Origin of the sequence: Kitasatospora sp. NPDC058190 (assembly GCF_042883685.1) — a bacterium.
GTDB lineage: Bacteria > Actinomycetota > Actinomycetes > Streptomycetales > Streptomycetaceae > Kitasatospora.
On the sequence record NZ_JBHVVI010000104.1, the window covers coordinates 1 to 16196 of the forward strand.

13 protein-coding genes are annotated in these 16196 nt (G+C 73.1%); 3 read left to right on the top strand and 10 right to left on the bottom strand.

Going from position 1 to position 16196, the window contains the following annotated elements; genetic code table 11:
- Positions 1-246: 246 nt before the first annotated feature.
- A complete protein-coding gene (locus tag ACFVWU_RS34590) occupies positions 247-1779 on the bottom strand; it encodes an MFS transporter (protein ID WP_387628208.1) in 1533 nt (510 codons plus the stop codon).
- A 210-nt stretch (positions 1780-1989) separates the two neighbouring features.
- Between ACFVWU_RS34590 and ACFVWU_RS34595 the strand changes: the two genes are divergently transcribed.
- Together ACFVWU_RS34595 and ACFVWU_RS34600 are read left to right on the top strand one after the other, a co-directional pair.
- On the top strand, positions 1990-2706 hold the full coding sequence (locus ACFVWU_RS34595) for a TetR/AcrR family transcriptional regulator (RefSeq protein ID WP_387628209.1): 717 nt from the start codon (positions 1990-1992) through the stop codon (positions 2704-2706).
- A gap of 183 nt (positions 2707-2889) precedes the next feature.
- Entirely contained in the window at positions 2890-4275 is a 1386-nt protein-coding gene (locus ACFVWU_RS34600; protein ID WP_387628211.1) for an ABC1 kinase family protein, read from the top strand.
- Between the two features lie 87 nt (positions 4276-4362).
- Here the strand turns inward: ACFVWU_RS34600 and ACFVWU_RS34605 are convergent, their stop codons facing one another.
- The 4 genes from ACFVWU_RS34605 to ACFVWU_RS34620 form a co-directional block, all read right to left on the bottom strand.
- Positions 4363-4764 (bottom strand): hypothetical protein, encoded by a 402-nt coding sequence (locus tag ACFVWU_RS34605; RefSeq protein ID WP_387628213.1) that lies wholly within the window; start codon positions 4762-4764, stop codon positions 4363-4365.
- Positions 4761-5129: a WhiB family transcriptional regulator gene (locus ACFVWU_RS34610; protein WP_380615870.1), complete on the bottom strand. Its 369-nt coding sequence runs from the start codon at positions 5127-5129 to the stop codon at positions 4761-4763. The genes ACFVWU_RS34605 and ACFVWU_RS34610 overlap by 4 nt, the downstream gene beginning before the upstream one ends.
- A 168-nt stretch (positions 5130-5297) precedes the next feature.
- Positions 5298-5774 carry a hypothetical protein gene (locus ACFVWU_RS34615; protein ID WP_387628215.1) on the bottom strand — a complete coding sequence of 159 codons (477 nt, stop codon included), beginning with the start codon at positions 5772-5774 and terminating at the stop codon, positions 5298-5300.
- A gap of 281 nt (positions 5775-6055) precedes the next feature.
- Entirely contained in the window at positions 6056-8323 is a 2268-nt protein-coding gene (locus tag ACFVWU_RS34620; protein ID WP_387628217.1) for an ATP-dependent DNA helicase UvrD2, read from the bottom strand.
- A 164-nt stretch (positions 8324-8487) separates the two neighbouring features.
- On the opposite strand from ACFVWU_RS34620, the gene ACFVWU_RS34625 reads away from it, so the two are divergent.
- On the top strand, positions 8488-8745 hold the full coding sequence (locus ACFVWU_RS34625) for a mycoredoxin (protein ID WP_387628219.1): 258 nt from the start codon (positions 8488-8490) through the stop codon (positions 8743-8745).
- Positions 8746-8775: 30 nt separating this feature from the next.
- Here the strand turns inward: ACFVWU_RS34625 and ACFVWU_RS34630 are convergent, their stop codons facing one another.
- The 5 genes from ACFVWU_RS34630 to ACFVWU_RS34650 all read right to left on the bottom strand — a co-directional run bounded on the left by ACFVWU_RS34630 (position 8776) and on the right by ACFVWU_RS34650 (position 16096).
- Entirely contained in the window at positions 8776-9615 is an 840-nt protein-coding gene (locus ACFVWU_RS34630) for a GntR family transcriptional regulator (RefSeq protein WP_387628220.1), read from the bottom strand.
- 230 nt (positions 9616-9845) lie between these two features.
- Complete coding sequence (nudC, locus tag ACFVWU_RS34635; RefSeq protein ID WP_387628221.1) at positions 9846-10787, bottom strand: NAD(+) diphosphatase; 942 nt, start codon at positions 10785-10787, stop codon at positions 9846-9848.
- A gap of 156 nt (positions 10788-10943) precedes the next feature.
- Complete coding sequence (locus ACFVWU_RS34640; protein ID WP_387628222.1) at positions 10944-12347, bottom strand: dipeptidase; 1404 nt, start codon at positions 12345-12347, stop codon at positions 10944-10946.
- A 132-nt stretch (positions 12348-12479) separates the two neighbouring features.
- Positions 12480-15335 (bottom strand): FtsX-like permease family protein, encoded by a 2856-nt coding sequence (locus ACFVWU_RS34645; RefSeq protein ID WP_387628224.1) that lies wholly within the window; start codon positions 15333-15335, stop codon positions 12480-12482.
- Positions 15332-16096 (bottom strand): ABC transporter ATP-binding protein, encoded by a 765-nt coding sequence (locus ACFVWU_RS34650; RefSeq protein ID WP_387628225.1) that lies wholly within the window; start codon positions 16094-16096, stop codon positions 15332-15334. Before ACFVWU_RS34650 ends, ACFVWU_RS34645 begins: the two co-directional genes overlap by 4 nt.
- Positions 16097-16196 lie beyond the last annotated feature (100 nt).

Below are 16196 nucleotides of genomic sequence, written 5' to 3' on the forward strand. Positions count from 1 at the left end.
TACCGCCCTGGCCCGGTACCCCCCTGGGCCGGCGCCCGGCGGGGGGCAGGGCGCGGGCCGGGAGAAGCGGGAGCCGCTGTTCCGGGATACCGGGCGAGCGCGGGAGGTGAGTGGGCAGGCGGCGAGTGAGGAGGGAGGCGTGGGGGGGTGGGGGGAGGGGGCGGGCCCCAGAAGCGTCAACGACGTGACAAGGCCGGCGCCCCCAAGGGCACCGGCCTTCTCAGCGAGCTCCCGGCAGAACCGGCCTCAGGCGGCGATCCCGATCTCCTTCGCCGGCTCCGTGACCCCCTCGGCCGCGCTCTCCCCCGCCTTCCGGTCCCGCATCACCAGTACGGCCACCAGCGCCGCCGCCAGCACCCCGATCGCGCTGACCGTGAAGGTCGTCGACATCGCCCCGGCGAACGCCTCCCGGGCGGTCCGCACCAGCCCGGCGTCCCCGTTCGCAGCCGCCAGCGCCCCGGCGATGGAGCGCTTGGCCTGCTCCGGCGTCCCGGCCGGCATCCCGCTCGCGAAGCCGCTCGACAGCAGCGAGCCCAGGATCGCGATGCCGAGCGCCGTGCCGGCCTGCTGGATGGTGTCGTTCAGCGCCGAGCCGACACCTGCCTGCTCCGGCGGGATGGTCCCCATCAGCGCGCCGACCGCTGCGGGCATCGCCAGGCCCGCGCCGAGGCCGAGCAGTCCGAGCGCCGTCGCCGGGACGGCGAAGCCGGTCTCCGCGGAGACGGTGGTCAGCAGCGCGAAGGAGGAGGCCATGACGAGCATCCCGGCGAGGATCAGCAGCCGGTTGCCGAGCTTCGCCGCGAGCTTGGCACCGACCCCGTTGCCGAGCAGCGCGGCGAGGGCCAGCGGCAGGAAGGCGAGGCCGGCCTTGACCGGCGAGTACCCGAGCACGAACTGCAGGTACTGGGTAAGCACCAGCAGCAACCCGCCGTTGCCGATCTGCACGAGGGTCAGCGACAGCGAACCACCGCTGAAGTTGCGGGCCTTGAAGAGTGCCAGCGGCACCATCGGCGCGGAGGTGACGTTCTCCCACACGACGAACCCGGCGAGGGCGAGGACCGCGACGACCAGGGTGACCAGCGACCGGCCGGCGAAGGCACCGCGCTGCGGGATCTCGATGATCCACCAGATCAGCGCGGTCATGCCGACGGAGGAGAGCACCGCGCCGAGCGGGTCGGGCTTCTGCCACGGGCCCTTGGACTCCGGCATCAGCAGCAGCCCGGCCAGGACCGCCAGTGCGACCACCGGCACGTTGATGAAGAAGATCGAGTGCCACGAGAAGTGGTTGATCAGCACGCCGCCCAGCACCGGGCTGCCGACCAGTCCGAGCATCGACACCGAACCCCACGCGGCCATCGCCTTGTTGCGCTCCTCCTGGTCGAAGACGGTGATGAGGATCGACAGCGTCGAGGGCATGATCAGCGCGCCGCCGACGCCCATCGCGATCCGGGCCGCGATGACCTCGCCGGGGCTGACGCAGAAGGTCGCCGCGAGTGACGCCGCTCCGAAGAGCAGCAGTCCGATGATCATGACCTTCCGGCGGCCGAACCGGTCACCGAGGCTGCCCGAGGTGAGCAGAAGTCCGGCGAAGACGAGGACGTAGGAGTCGAGGATCCACTGGGTGTCCTGGGCGCTGGCGCCGAGGTCGGCGGTCATCGAGGGGACCGCGACGGTCAGGGCCATGCTGTCGACCACCAGGACGAGCGAGCTCAGGCAGAGCACGATCAGGATCCACCAGCGGTGCGGATTGCGGCCCTCGGCCGGGCTGCTCGCTGTCATCGGACACCCTCCCCTTCTTGCGCACACCGTTCCTCCGGTGCGCACTGCGTTCCGTCGATGAGAACACTGTACGCATGGCGGAACAGTGTGCGCAACACCCGACTCCTGTACGCTCAATGCGAACGGTGTGCGCACCTGTCGGCCGGCCGACAGCGCGAGCGGCACCGGAAACAGCGCCCCAGCGAGAGGGCCCAGGAAGAGGAGCCGCCCATGGCCGCCCGAACGAACCCCGTCCCGTCCGTCTGGGCCCGCCAGCCGCGTGAGCCCGAGCAGCCCTCCCTGAGCCGGGCCGCGATCGTCCGCGAGGCGGTCGTCATGCTGGACGCCGAGGGCATCGACGCCCTGAGCATGCGCAAGCTCGCCACCCGCCTGAACGCGGGCGCGACCTCCCTCTACCGCCATGTGGCGACCAAGGACGAGCTGATGGAGCTCGCGGTGGACGAGGTCTTCGGCGAGATCACCCTCCCGCCCGCTGACAGCCCGGACTGGCGCGCCGCCGCCGTCGAGGCCGCCCAGGCCTTCCGGGCGACCGCCCTGCGCCACCCCTGGCTGTCCTCGGTGCTGGGCCAGGCCGGTCTCGTCTACCTCGGCCCCAACCTGATGTCCTTCTCCGAGCGCCTGGCCGCCCTCTTCACCGCGGCCGCCTTCCCCGAGCCGGCCCGGGCGATCGAGACCCTCATCTCCTACGTCGTCGGCATGAGCACCGCCGAGGCGGCCTGGCTCACCGCTGTGGCCCGCTCCGGCGAGAGCGAGGCCGAGTTCGTCACCCGCCTGATGCCCGCCGCCGAGCAGGCCACCGTCGGCTACGAGCACCTCAACGGCGACTCCACGGCCGCCGCCGAGGACCCGGCCGCCACACGCGACGCCAAGTTCTCCTACGGCCTGGAGGTCGTCCTGGACGGCCTCGCCCTGCGGCTGCCCCGCTGACCCGCCGGCCCACCGGACCAAGCCGCCCAACTCCCCGCAAAGACCCCCGCGAGGGACTCCGCGAGGGAACGGTGCCTCCCGCCCACCCCGTGAAACACCGGCAGCCGCGGGGTGGGGAGCGGGCACAATGGCGTAGTGATGGTGGGCCGTCCGGTGTCGGGGGGCCAGGGATTGGAGGCCCGGGTGAGCGATCTTCCGCGCAAGGCAGTGACCCGCACGGCACGACTCGCCGCCCTACCGCTGGGGATAGCCGGACGCGCCACCCTCGGACTTGGCAAGCGCATCGGCGGCCGCTCCGCCGAGGTGGTGACGGCCGAGCTCCAGCAGGCCACCGCCGACCAGCTGTTCAAGGTCCTCGGTGAACTCAAGGGCGGGGCGATGAAGTTCGGGCAGGTGCTGTCCGTCTTCGAGGCCGCGCTGCCCGAGGAGGTCGCCGGGCCGTACCGGGCCGCACTCACCAAACTGCAGGACGCCGCTCCCCCGATGCCCGCCGCCAAGGTGCACGCCGCGCTCGCCCAACGGCTCGGGGACGGCTGGCGCGAGCTGTTCCAGGAGTTCGACGACCGCCCGGCGGCCGCCGCCTCGATCGGCCAGGTGCACCGGGCGGTCTGGCACGACGGCAGACGGGTCGCGGTCAAGGTGCAGTACCCGGGAGCGGGTGACGCGCTGCTCGCCGACCTGTCCCAGCTGAGCCGGGTGGCCTGGCTGCTCGGCCCGCTGATTCCCGGGCTGGACATCAAGCCGCTGATCGCCGAGTTGCGCGAGCGGGTCTCGGAGGAGCTGGACTACGAGCTGGAGGCACAGGCCCAGCGCCGGCACGCCGAGGAGTTCGCGGGCGACCCGGACATCCTGGTGCCGAGCGTGGTGGCGCAGGCCGACCAGGTCCTGATCACCGAGTGGATGGACGGCACCCCGCTGGCCGAGGTGATCGCGCGCGGCACCCAGGAGGAACGCGACCGCGCGGGGCAGCTGCTGGCCCGGTTCCTGTTCGCCGGCCCGTCGCGGACCGGTCTGCTGCACGCGGACCCGCACCCGGGCAACTTCCGGCTGCTGACGGACGACGGCCCAGCCTCGGGCTGGCGGCTGGGCGTGCTGGACTTCGGCACGGTGGACCGGCTGCCGGGCGGACTGCCCGAGCCGATCGGGGCCTCGCTGCGGATGGCGCTGAACGGGGATGCGGCGGGCGTGCTGATGATGCTGCGCGAGGAGGGTTTCGTGAAGCCCTCGATCCGGCTGGACCCGGACGCGGTGCTGGACTACCTTCTGCCGATCATCGAGCCGGCCGCGGTGGACAGCTTCCACTTCACCCGGGCGTGGATGCGCGCCCAGGCCGCCCGGATCGCCGATCCGCGCTCGCCCGCCTACAACCTGGGCAAGCAGCTGAACCTGCCGCCCGCGTACCTGCTGATCCACCGGGTGACGCTGAGCACCATCGGAGTGCTGTGTCAGCTGGGCGCCAAGGCGCCGTTCCGCGCCGAGATGCTTCAGTGGCTGCCCGAGTTCTCGGACGGGCCGTCCGCGGAGCCGGCCGAGCCCGTGCGGCGCGCCAAGCCCGCCCGCAGGCGCTGACCGGGGGCGCCGAACGGCCGCAGGCCGCTCCCCGTGGACGGGGGGCGGCCTGCGGCACGACAGGGGCGGTACTACGGCGGTCGGCGCTTACATCAGCGCGACGGCGAGGGCCTTGCGGGCCCGCAGCGAGGCCCGCTCGGCCCGCTGCCGGAGCTTGCGGGCCCGGACGACCCGGCTGACGAGCCGTTGGTTCTCGGCCTCGTGCAGCCTGTCTTGCATATGGGCACGGGCCAGGGATTCATGCAGGAGTTGCATCTCGAGGATCCTGTTCTGGGTCTGGAGTTCGGTGGCCTGCTCGGCGCGGGCGGTCGGATCGATGGCGGCGGGGGTCATGTGGTGGTCCTGCTCGTGGTGCGTGCTCGGGAATGGGCGGGTGCGGGCCGCTGAGTCGGCCTTGGCGGCGGCGATCCGTACGGACCGGCGGAGGGCGGTATCCAGCGGGGGCTGCTCTCCCCGGCGGACGGCCCTGGTGTGGTCGGCGGGGTTCACGCCATGACCTCGGTCTTGCGCGGACGGCCACGCGGCCGCTTGCGGGCCACGACGACGCCCTGGACGAAGAGCTCGCCACCCCAGACGCCCCACGGCTCGCGCCGCTCCAGGGCGCCGGCCAGGCAGGCCTCCTTCACCGGGCAGGTGCCGCAGAGGGACTTCGCGTACTCGACGTCGGCGGGCGTCTCGGCGAAGAAGACCTCGGGGTCGAAGGCGCGGCAGGGGATGGGGAGACCGAGTGCCTCGGCCTGCTCGATCGAGCTGATCTGCATGGAAGGAACCTCCGGGGGGTCGGCCTGGTCGGCCTTGGTGATCTGGCTTGTCGGCGGTACGGACGGGATGGGCGGCGTGATGACCGTGGACACTGTGGGCGTCTTCCTCGTCTTCTCAGTGGTTCCGGCCCAGTGGACTGGTGGTGCTGGGCCGGAGGCCCCGGGGGGCCTGGATGGTCTTGCGTACCGGACAAAACAGAAGGGCCGCGGATCCCGGTGTGACGGGTTCCGCGGCCCTGGAGGTGCCGACCTGAGGTTGACTCAGGTTCGTTCTCTCCAGGGTTCAGGCCCGCGGAAGGCCCGCATCCGGATGGCCTTGGCGCCGATAAAGGCGGCCGTGGCCTGCTTGATCTGCTGCTCGTTCTGCTCCTGGGCGTCTCCGGCACCGATGACCTGCGCATAGCCGCCATGCATGGCGGCGGCTACGACCGCCTTCGGTGCCTGGATCGGTCGCTCATCGCACATGGGACGCGACGCGTCGACCGACGCCCAGTCACGGGACAGACCGGCCTCGACAACGGTGCCTTCGACACTCCTGCCGCCCGTGACGCGCAGATCAGTGTGTCCAAGACCACTGACAACGGAGGCGACGGAGGCGACGGAGGCGACGGAGACACCGGTGGTGTCGAGACCCAGACCGGTTCCACCGAGCTCGGCGAGCGCCCGCAGGCGGGCGGCACGCAGGGAGGCAGCGACAACGGTCTGGCCAGTCATTTTGGTGATCATGATGTTTCCCACTGTCTTCGCCTCCTCTCGGCGTCTCGCGGAGCCTGGTTCCCCTGGCTCCGAATCTTCGGATGTCTGTCTCGGTAAAGCTGTGGGCGAGGGGAATCGGCACAGGTGTCACCCCGTGCGACCGCGTCCCCTTGACCGCTCCGGCAGGCTATTGCGCTCCCGGTATGCCGCGCAAACTATTTTTCACGCGAGTTCTGCGGCGCGTTACACGGCGCGATCCGCGACACGTTCCGCGGCGGCTTCGAAGTCCCCCGAGCAGTCCCCTGGACCGCGCCCGCGCCGGCTCACACCGGATCGACCGGACCGTCGTCCTCGACGCCGTCCGGATCCTCCTCGGGCTCCTCCCCCGCACACAACGAGAGCACGGCGGCCCCGTACTTGTCCAGCTTCATGGCGCCGACCCCGGAGATCAGGGCCAGCTCCCGGCTGCTGGAGGGCACGTCCTCGGCGATCGCCATGAGCGTCGCGTCGGTGAACACCACGTAGGCCGGGGCGCCCTGCTTCCTGGCCTGCCGGGCCCGCCACTCGCGCAGCCGCTCGTACAGGCCCTCGTCCATGGAGGAGGGGCAGTCCTCGCAGCGGCGCAGCTTGCGTTCGACGGCCTCGGTGAGGACCTTGCCGCAGACCCGGCAGGTGACCGGGCCGCGGACCCGTCGGGCGGCCGAGCGCTCGCCGGTCTCGACGCCCCCCCTTCCGCCCCGCGCGCCGGTGCGCGCGCCGGGGGCGGCGGAGCCGGGGCGCAGTCCGTCGAGGAAGCGGCTGGGCTTGCGGCCGGCGCGGCCGCCCGGGGAGCGGGCGAGGGCCCAGGAGAGGCTGAGGTGTTTGCGGGCGCGGGTGACGCCGACGTAGAGGAGGCGGCGTTCCTCCTCGATCTGTTCGTCGGTCTTGGCGTAGATGATCGGCAGGGTGCCCTCGGTGAGGCCGACGAGGAAGACGGCGTCCCATTCGAGGCCCTTGGCGGCGTGCAGGGAGGCGAGGGTGACGCCTTCGACGGCGGGGGCGTGCTGGGCGGCGGCGCGGGCGTCGAGTTCGGCGACGTAGGCGGCGAGGTCGGTGGTGCGGCCGTCGGCGCTGCGGGTGCGCTCGAACTCCTCGGCGAGGCGGACGAGGGCGGCGAGGGATTCCCAGCGGTCGCGAACGGCGCCGGAGCCGGCGGGGGGTTCGGGGGTGAAGCCGCGGGAGGCGAGGACGGCGCGGACCTGGCCGGCGAGGTCGGGGGCGCCGGCGGTGAGCGGGTCGGCGGCGGCGCGGGCGGCGCCGCGCAGCAGGACGCCGGCGTCGCGGACCTCGGGGCGTTCGAAGAACCGTTCGGCGCCCTTGAGCTGGTAGGGGACGCCGAGGTCGGCGAGGGCCTGTTCGTAGACCTCGGACTGGCCGTTGGTGCGGAACAGGACGGCGATCTCGCTGGCGCGCACGCCGGTGGCGAGGAGGTCCTTGATGCGGCGGGCGGTGGTCTCGGCCTCGGTGGGTTCGTCCTCGTACTCGGTGTAGACCGGTTCGGGGCCGGCTTCGCGCTGGGAGACGAGTTCGAGGCGGTGGCGGGCGGCTTCGCCGCGCGCCTGGGCGAGGAGTCCGTTGGCGAGGTGGACCACCTGGGGGGTGGAGCGGTAGTCGCGGACGAGTTTGACGACGGTGGCCTCGGGGTGGCGGCTGCGGAAGTTGAGGAGGTAGTCGGGGGTGGCGCCGGTGAAGGAGTAGATGGTCTGGCTGGCGTCGCCGACGACGCAGAGGCTGGCGCCGCCGCCGGGGCCGGTCCACTGGTCGAGCAGGCGCTGCTGGAGCGGGGAGACGTCCTGGTACTCGTCGACGGTGAAGTGCCGGTACTGGGCGCGGACCTGGTCGGCGATGTCGGGGCGGTCCTCCAGGATGGCGGCGGTGAGGAGCAGGACGTCCTCGAAGTCGATGGTGCCGCGGCGGCTCTTGGTCTCCTCGTAGACGCGGTAGACCTGGGCGGTCTCGGCGGGGTCGCGGGGGGCTTCGCGGCCGGACTTGGCGACGGCCGCGGGGTAGTCCTCGGGGCCGGTCTGGGTGACCTTGGCCCATTCGATCTCCGCGGTGAGGTCGCGCAGTTCGGTGCGCTGGACGCGCAGCCCGCAGCGGCCGGCGGCTTCGGCGACGAGCTGGACCTTGCGTTCGAGGAGCTGGGGTACGGGGCCGCCGACGGCGCGGGGCCAGAAGTACTGGAGTTGGCGCAGGGCGGCGGCGTGGAAGGTGCGGGCCTGGACGCCGTCGGCGCCGAGCTGGCGCAGGCGCCCGCGCATCTCGCCGGCGGCGCGGGCGGTGAAGGTGACGGCGAGGACCTGCGCGGGCTGGTAGACGCCGCTGCGCACGCCGTAGGCGATGCGGTGGGTGATGGCGCGGGTCTTGCCGGTGCCGGCGCCGGCGAGCACGCAGACCGGGCCCTGCAGGGCGGTGGCGACGGCGCGCTGTTCGGGGTCGAGCCCGGCGAGCACGGCGTCGGGGCCCGTGGCGGCGCCGGGGTCGGCCCAGGGGGAGCCGTGGGGGCCGTCGTAGGGGCTGCCGCTCAAGAGGTCTTCCTGCATGCGTTCCATCCTCTCAGTCCGGTGGGACAACGGGGGCGGGGTTGTCCACAGGCCCGGTGTGATCGCAGGATGATCGCTCCGCGTGCCGACCGATGGCATGGCGGAATGCCCGCCGCCCGGCGGACGTTTGGTCCAGGGACCGCGTGAACCTCTCTTTCGAAGGAGCCCCCTCGATGCCCGGCACTGTGACGATGTACAGCACGACCTGGTGTGGGTACTGCAACCGCCTCAAGAGCCAGCTGGACCGTGAAGGCATCGGCTACACCGAGATCAACATCGAGGAGGACCCGGCGTCGGCGACCTTCGTGGAGTCGGTGAACAACGGCAACCAGACGGTGCCGACGGTTCTGGTGCAGCCGACCGGCGGCGGCGAGCGGGTCGTGATGACCAACCCGAGCCTGCTGCAGGTCAAGAAGGCCCTGGCGGCCTGATCCGCCCGGTCCCGGCCGGGTCGGCGCGCGTCACGGCGCGTCGGCCCGGGCGGGGTCGACGGGGGCGGCGGGGGCGGGCAGGGTGGTGCGCGCGCCGAGGTCGCCGATGCCGTAGACGAGCCGGCTGCGGTCGGCGGAGTAGCGGGTCTCGATGACCCGTACGGGCCCGCGCCGGTCGTAGGTGACGCGGGTCTGCACCATGAGCGGGACGCCGGGGCCGCCCTGGAACCACTGGGCCTCCTCGGGGCCGGGCATCCGGGCGACGAGGTGGTCGACGGCGCCGATCTCGGTGCGGCCGAGGGCGGCGAGGACGGCTTCGTCGCCGCCGTCGACGGGGTCGGGTTCCATCAGCGGGGTGCCGGCGGCGAGTCCGGCCCGGTAGTGGCTCTCCTCGATGGCGTAGGGCTCGCGGTCGAGCAGCCGCAGTTGGCGGCGGACCACGATGGCCTCGCCGGGGCGCAGTCCGAGGCGTTCGGCGATGTCGACGCGGGCCCGGACGATCATCATCTCGAAGTCGGTGCTGAGTTCGCGCCCGGCGTCGGCGGCTTCGCCGAGGTAGACGGCGGAGGGCGTGCCCAGGCAGTCGCGGGGCTCGGGGGCCAGGGCGGGACCGTAGGCGCGGTGGTCGAGGACGGGGTGTTCGCGCAGGTAGGTGCCCTTGCCCTGGAGGCGGACGAGTCGGCCTTCGTTGACGAGGACGTCGACGGCGAGGCGGACGGTGTTGCGGGCGACGCCGTACTGGCGTTCCAGTTCGCTCTCGACCGGCAGGGCGGCGTCGGCGGTGAACTCGCCCTCGGCGATCCGGCGGCGCAGGTCGGCGGCGAGGCGCTGGTATTTGGGGGATTGGGCGGTGCCCCGGGGGATTGTCACCCGAGTGAATGTAGCGAGCGCGGTGACGCGGTTTCAGCCGTTTCCGGCAATGTCGTCCGCGCGGGTTGACGGTGGGGGCACGGGAGCATCCTGCGGTAGCAGAACTGGCCCGTCCGGCCACGAACAGCAGGTTGTGGCGGGTTCGGGAAGGGCTGGAAAAGAAAAACAGGGGCGCGCGGCATAAGCCGCACGCCCCCTTTCGCACGGAAGTGTCGGGAATTCGTACAGGATTACCAGCGCGCGGTCGCCGGCAGCGGCTCCCCGTACCAGAGTTCGACCAGGTGACGGGCGATCGAGATGCCGGAGGGCGGCAGGATCTCGCCCGCGGCCATCCCGGCCCGCAGCTCCTCGCGGGAGAACCAGCGCGCCTCGGCGAGCTCCTCGCCGTCCACGGTGATCTCGGTGCCGCCGGGCAGCGCCTTGCCCGCGAAGCCGAGCATCAGGCTGGACGGGAACGGCCAGGGCTGGCTGGCGACGTAGCGGACCTCGCCGACCCGCACCCCCGCCTCCTCCTGCACCTCGCGGGCCACCGCCTGCTCGATCGACTCCCCCGGCTCGACGAAGCCGGCCAGCGTGGACCAGCGGCCCTCCGGCCACAGCGCCTGGCGGCCGAGCAGGCAGCGGTCCTGCTCGTCGGTGATCACCATGATCACCGCCGGGTCGGTGCGCGGGTAGTGCTCGGCCGCGCAGGAGGTGCAGCGCCGCACGTGCCCGGCGCCGGCCTTCTCGGTCGGGTGCCCGCAGCGCGAGCAGAAGCTGTGCAGCCGGTGCCAGTGCTCCAGCGCGACGGCGTGCACCAGCAGCCCGGCGTCCCGGTCGGACAGCAGCGCTCCGACCTCGCGCAGCCCGGCCGGGCGGGCGTCGCCGTCCAGCCGGCCGGGCAGGCTCTCGCCGGCCAGCGCGAAGTAGGAGACGCCGTCCTCGTCGGTGCCGAGGAAGTACCGGTCCCCGGTCTGCGGCGCCTCGAAGGAGGGCAGCAGCACGAGTTCGGTGCCCTGCGCGGTGTCGACGACGAAGGCCTCGCCGCCGGCGATCGGCAGCACCCGGGTGGCGGGGTGGCTCCACGCGGCCGCCAGCCAGGGCTCGTCGAACCGGTGCTCGGCCGCCCGGTCCACCCCCGACCTGGCCAGGGCCAGGGCCAGTGGGCGCTCGGTCTCAGGCACGGTGCTCACGTCGTTCCATCCCCACGTGGTGAATCATCCGGATGAGTGATCTGACTGCCATGTGCACGGACCCGTGCACCGAACGGACTCATGCGCCCGCCTCGCTTCGCTCGGCAGGGGCATTCGCCCACACGCACCTCTCGACGGTGAACTCGCTCCGCTCGCTCACGCGCCGGGCCGGAAGTTCTCGGCCAGGTCGCCCCACAGGTACGCGGCGGTCTCCACGCCCTTGGCCAGGAGGTCCAGCTCGACCTTCTCGTTGACCGAGTGCCAGCCGTCCGAGGGCACCGAGATGCCGAGGAACAGCACCGGGGCGCCCAGCACGTCCTGCAGGTCGGCGGCGGGGCCGGAACCGCCCTCGCGGGTGAAGAGGATCTTCTGCCCGAAGGCGCGGCCCATCGCACGGACGGTGGACTGCAGCGCCGGGTGGTCCAGCGGGGTCAGGCACGGCCGGGTCGCGCCCGGGAAGGCCAGCTCGTACCGGATGCCCTCGGGCACCTGCTCGGCGACCCAGGCGCTCACGGCCTCGCGGACCTTCTCCACCTCCATCCCGGCGACCAGCCGGAAGGACAGCTTCAGGTGCGCCGAGCTCGGCACGATGGTCTTGCCGCCGGGGCCGGTGTAGCCGCCCCAGATGCCGTTGACCTCGGCGGTCGGACGGGCCCACACCCGCTCCAGGGTGGAGTACCCGGCCTCGCCGCGGGTGCCGTACGACTTGGCGACGCGCAGCCACTGCGCCTCGTCGAAGGGCAGCTCGGCGAACAGCTCGCGCTCGCGGTCGGTCAGCTCCACGATCCCGTCGTAGAAGCCCGGGATCGCGACCCTGCGGTCGGCGTCGTGCAGGGCGGCGGCCAGCTCGGCCGCGACCTGGGCCGGGTTGGGGACGGCGCCGCCGAAGGAGCCGGAGTGGATGTCGGTGTCCGGCCCGTACAGGTCGAGCTGGGCGTCGGCCAGGCCCCGCATGCCGGTGCAGACGGTCGGCGTGGTCTCGGACCACATGCCGGTGTCGGAGATGACCACCACGTCGGCGGCCAGCCGCCTGGCCTCGCGCCGGACCAGGTCGGCGAAGTGCGGCGAGCCGGACTCCTCCTCGCCCTCGATCAGCAGTTTGAGGTTGACGGCGGGCGCGGTGCGGCCGGTGGCGGCCAGGTGGGCGCGCACCCCCAGGGTGTGGAAGAACACCTGGCCCTTGTCGTCGGCGGCGCCGCGCGCGTACAGCCGCCCGCCGACCACGGTCGGGGTGAACGGCTCGGTGTCCCAGCCGTCCTCCTGGGCGGCGGGCTGCACGTCGTGGTGCCCGTAGACCAGGACGGTCGGCGCGGACGGGTCCCCGGAGGGCCACTCGGCGAACACCGCCGGCAGCCCGTCGGTCTCCCACACCTCGGCGACCGGGAAGCCGGTGTCGCGCAGCTTGGCGGCCAGCCACTCGGCGGAGCGGCGCACGTCCCCGGCCCGCTCCGGATCGGCGGAGACCGAGGGGATGGCCAGCCACTCGGAGAGGTCGGCGAGGAAGGCGGCCTGGTGCCGGTCGATGTAGGAGCGGACGGCGCTGTCCGGGGTTCTCGTCATACCGACGACTGTAGTTCGCCCGTGCGGGTGTCCGCCCCGGCCGTCCGGTTGCTGCCGCCCGTCGGGGCTGTAACATCCGTCACCCCCGCCGCCGGGAGGGGCGGACGGGGGTGACGGAGGCCGCGTGGGAGGTCAGCCCGTGCGGCGCAGCAGCGAGATCCGCGAGCGGGTGAGCAGCGCGGCCAGGCCCGCGGCGAGCAGCGGCAGCGCCACCACGGTGGCGGCGATGGTGGGCCAGGGGAAGACCACGGACGACCTGTCGGCGAGATCCTGGGGACTCATGCCGGGGTAACTGCCCGCGAGGCCCTGGACCTTGCGCAGCGCCACGGCCGGCAGGACGCCGCAGACGGTGCCGAGCAGGGTGCCCATGGCGGCGATCACCCCGCACTGGAAGCCGGACAGCGAGCGCCGGATGCGCGGTTCGGCGCCGACCGCGGCGAGGGTGGTCAGGTCGCGCTGGGAGTCGGCGGCGGCCAGTCCGGTGGCGATGCCGGCCGCGCCGAGGGCGACCAGGGCTGCGAAGCCGGCCAGGCCGAGGCCGACGAGTCCGGCCTTGGACTGGTAGCCGCGTTCGACTTCGAGGACGGTGTGGTCGGTGAGCTTGGCGAGCGCGCCGTCGGCCTTCTGCTGGTCGCCGTCGGAGGGTGCGGCAGCGGGCAGCCAGACCGAGCCGGCCGGCCTGGTGGTGAAGCCGAGTCGGGTGGCGGCGTCCGGGGTGATCACGGCCTGGCCGGGGGCCGGCAGCACGGCGGAGGTGAGGACGGCGTCGACGGCGGTCTCGGTGATCCTGGGCTTGCCGGGCATGGTGCCGTCGGCGCCCGTGGTCATCGGCTCGCTGTACTGGAGGACGACCTTGCCGTCCTTGATGTAGCGGGGGTCGAAGACCACGGCCTTGCCGGCGGCGAGGGCCTGGCCGGCGGCCGGGTCGGTGACGCCGTACAGGTTGCGCAGCAGGGTGGCGTCGCCGGCCGTGATGTCGCCGTAGTGGCTGCCGCGGCGTTCGTGGACCTGGCAGCGCGGGTCGCTGTTGCGGATCTGTTCGGCCTCGCCGGGGCTGAGCGGGGTGTCGCGGTCGTAGATCGGGCAGCGCCGTTCCTTGGGCGGCATGACCTGGATGTAGCCGCAGGATCCGCCGTCCTGGCAGTCGCCCTTGTAGTCGACGTGGGAGACGTCGGCGCGCGGGCCGAGGGCGGGGATGCTGCGTTCCACGCTGTCGCGCATCTGCGGCAGCAGCTTGCCGTCGGGGCTGCTGGTGTAGCCGCTGCCGAGCATGACGGCGCCGGAGGGGCCGGAGGCGACGTACTCGCGGCGGTACTGGTCGTCGTAGCTGGCGATGTAGACGTTGACGGCGACGGAGCCGGCGACGGCGGCCATCACGGCGGCGACGGCGGGTGCGGTGCGGCCGCGGTGGCGGACGGAGTCGCGCAGGGCGAGCCGGGGGCCGAGCGGGAGCAGGCGGCCGAGCCTGCCGAACAGGCCGACCAGGTACGGGGTGAGGGCGACCATGCCGAGTTCGGCGACGAGCGAGCCGCCGAGGACGGCGATGCTGCGGCTGGCGAAGCCGCTGGTGGCGCCGAGCAGGGCGAACGCGCCACCGCCGGCGAGCATCAGCAGGCCGAGCAGGGCGAGTTTGCGGCTCGGGGGCTTGAGCGAGTCGCGGCCGGTGAGGGCGGAGACGACGTCCTGGCGGGAGGCCTGGACGGCGGGTACGACGGCGGCGAGCAGTCCGGTGACCAGGCCGACCAGGAGTACGCCGAGCAGGTCGAGCGGCTGCAGGTTGAAGTGGCCGAAGCGGGCGCCGGAGTACTCCTCGGCCCGGGTGCGCAGCAGGGCGACCAGGCCGACGCCGAGGCCGAGGCCGACGGCGGCGCCGGTGAGGCCGAGGACGACGCCGCCGCCGAGGACGACCGCGCGGACGTTGGCGCGGTCACCGCCCGCGGCGGCGAGCAGGCCGAGCTGCCGCCGTGAGCGTCGGGCCCCGACGGCGAAGGCGGGGCCCGCGAGGAGGACGATCTCCAGCAGGGCCATGCCGACGACGGTGGCGAGGATGACGACGGAGGTGCGGTCGAGGAGGGCGGTGCGGCCTCCGCTGCTGTGCCGGTCCATCTCGACGTAGTAGGGCACGTCGCCGCGCGCGGGCGGGTCGAGCAGGACGGCGCGGGAGGTCACGACGAAGCCGTACCCGTTGAGTTCGGTGACCTTGGCCCAGTCGAGGGCGGCGCCGGCGGGGAGCTTGACCAGCCAGCGGGTGGCCGGGTCGGAGTCGTGGCCGGGGCCCTGGGAGAGCTTTCCGATCAGGGAGCCGGGCCGGGCGATGAGTTCGGTGCTCGCGAGGTCGCCGGGGTACTCGACGACGGCGGTGATGGTGAAGGGGCTGGACTCCAGGCCGCGGACGGTGGTGCGGTCGCCGATCCTCAGGCCGGAGCGCTTGAGGAACGCCCGGGTGACGGCGGCCTGTTGGTCGTCGGTGGGGGCGCTGCCCTCGACCAGGTCGATCCGGCCGTTCCAGATCGGGTCGGTGAGGTCGGCTTCGCTGGTGCGGGTGCTGAGCAGGCCCTGGGTGCTGGTGGCCGCGGTCTCGGGGCCCTGGGGCTCGGGCACCAGGGTGCTGCCGGGCGGCAGCACCTGCCGGGCCAGCTGGGAGGGTTCGGTGTCGAGGGCGCGTTGCTGGGCAGGGGTGTACTGCGGGGCGGCGCCTTCCTTGGCCTCGTACGTGGGGTTGTCGACCATGAGGCCCTGGTCGGGGTCGGGGGCCTGTTTGACGGCGGATCCGCGGTGGTCCATGGCCAGTTCGCCGTCGGCCCGGCCCATGATCCGCACGACCTTCTCGGCGGGTTCGAGGGTGGCGCTGCGGAAGACCACGTCGGCGCCGGTGACGCCGAGGACGGGCAGCGCGACCATGGCGATGACCAGGGCGCTGCGGCCCTTGGCGCGTAGGGCGTCGCGGCGGGCGATGCGCAGGGCGAGCCGCCAGGCTCCGGGCTTCACTCGTCCACCTGCTTGCTGTTCGCGGCGGCGCTGACGAGCAGGCTGGCGGCGTCCTGGCTGACGGATTCGTCGACCATGCGGCCGTCGCGCAGGAAGACCACGCGGTCGGCCCAGGCGGCGTGGCGGGCTTCGTGGGTGACCATCATGGCGGCGGCGCCGGCGTCACAGCGGGCGCGCAGGACGGCGAGGACGGCTTCGCCGGTGGTGGAGTCGAGGGCGCCGGTGGGTTCGTCGGCGAGGACGAGGCGGCGGTCTCCGATCAGGGCGCGGGCGATGGCGACGCGCTGCTGCTGGCCGCCGGACATGTCGTCGGGGAAGCGGTCGGCGAGTTCGGGGATGCCGAGTTCCTCCAGGGCGGCGAGGGCCTCGCGGCGGGCGGCGCGGGCGGAGAGGCCGTCGAGTTCGCGCGGCAGGGAGATGTTCTCGGCGGCGGTGAGGGCCGGGATCAGGTTGTAGTCCTGGAAGACGTAGCCGATGGAGCGGCGGCGGACCTGGGCGAGTTTCTTGCGGGTGAGGGCGCCGAGGGCGACGCCTTCGACGAGGACCTGGCCCCCGGTCGGGGTGTCGAGGCCGCCGGCGAGGGTGAGCAGGGTGGACTTGCCGGAGCCGGAGGGGCCCATGACGGCGACGAATTCGCCGGGGTGGACCTTGAGGTCGACGCCGCGCAGGGCCTGGACCTCGGCGGCGCCCTGGCCGTGGACGCGGGTGACGTTCTCCAAGTGCAGCACCGGTTCCTGCCGGGGCTGTCGGGTCTGGGACATGCTTCCCCCCTTGTTCTGGGACATGGTTCCCCCGTTGTGCTGGGTGCGGGTCCGGCGCCGGGGCACCGGCCGGTGGTTCGGGTCGGCCGGGGCCGATGGG

Coding starts and splice junctions, on each gene's coding strand:
- ACFVWU_RS34590 (WP_387628208.1), bottom strand. CDS start 1,779: ATGACAGCGAGCAGCCCGGCCGAGGGCCGCAATCCGCACCGCTGGTGG.
- ACFVWU_RS34595 (WP_387628209.1), top strand. CDS start 1,990: ATGGCCGCCCGAACGAACCCCGTCCCGTCCGTCTGGGCCCGCCAGCCG.
- ACFVWU_RS34620 (WP_387628217.1), bottom strand. CDS start 8,323: ATGGAACGCATGCAGGAAGACCTCTTGAGCGGCAGCCCCTACGACGGC.
- ACFVWU_RS34625 (WP_387628219.1), top strand. CDS start 8,488: ATGCCCGGCACTGTGACGATGTACAGCACGACCTGGTGTGGGTACTGC.
- ACFVWU_RS34640 (WP_387628222.1), bottom strand. CDS start 12,347: ATGACGAGAACCCCGGACAGCGCCGTCCGCTCCTACATCGACCGGCAC.
- ACFVWU_RS34650 (WP_387628225.1), bottom strand. CDS start 16,096: ATGTCCCAGACCCGACAGCCCCGGCAGGAACCGGTGCTGCACTTGGAG.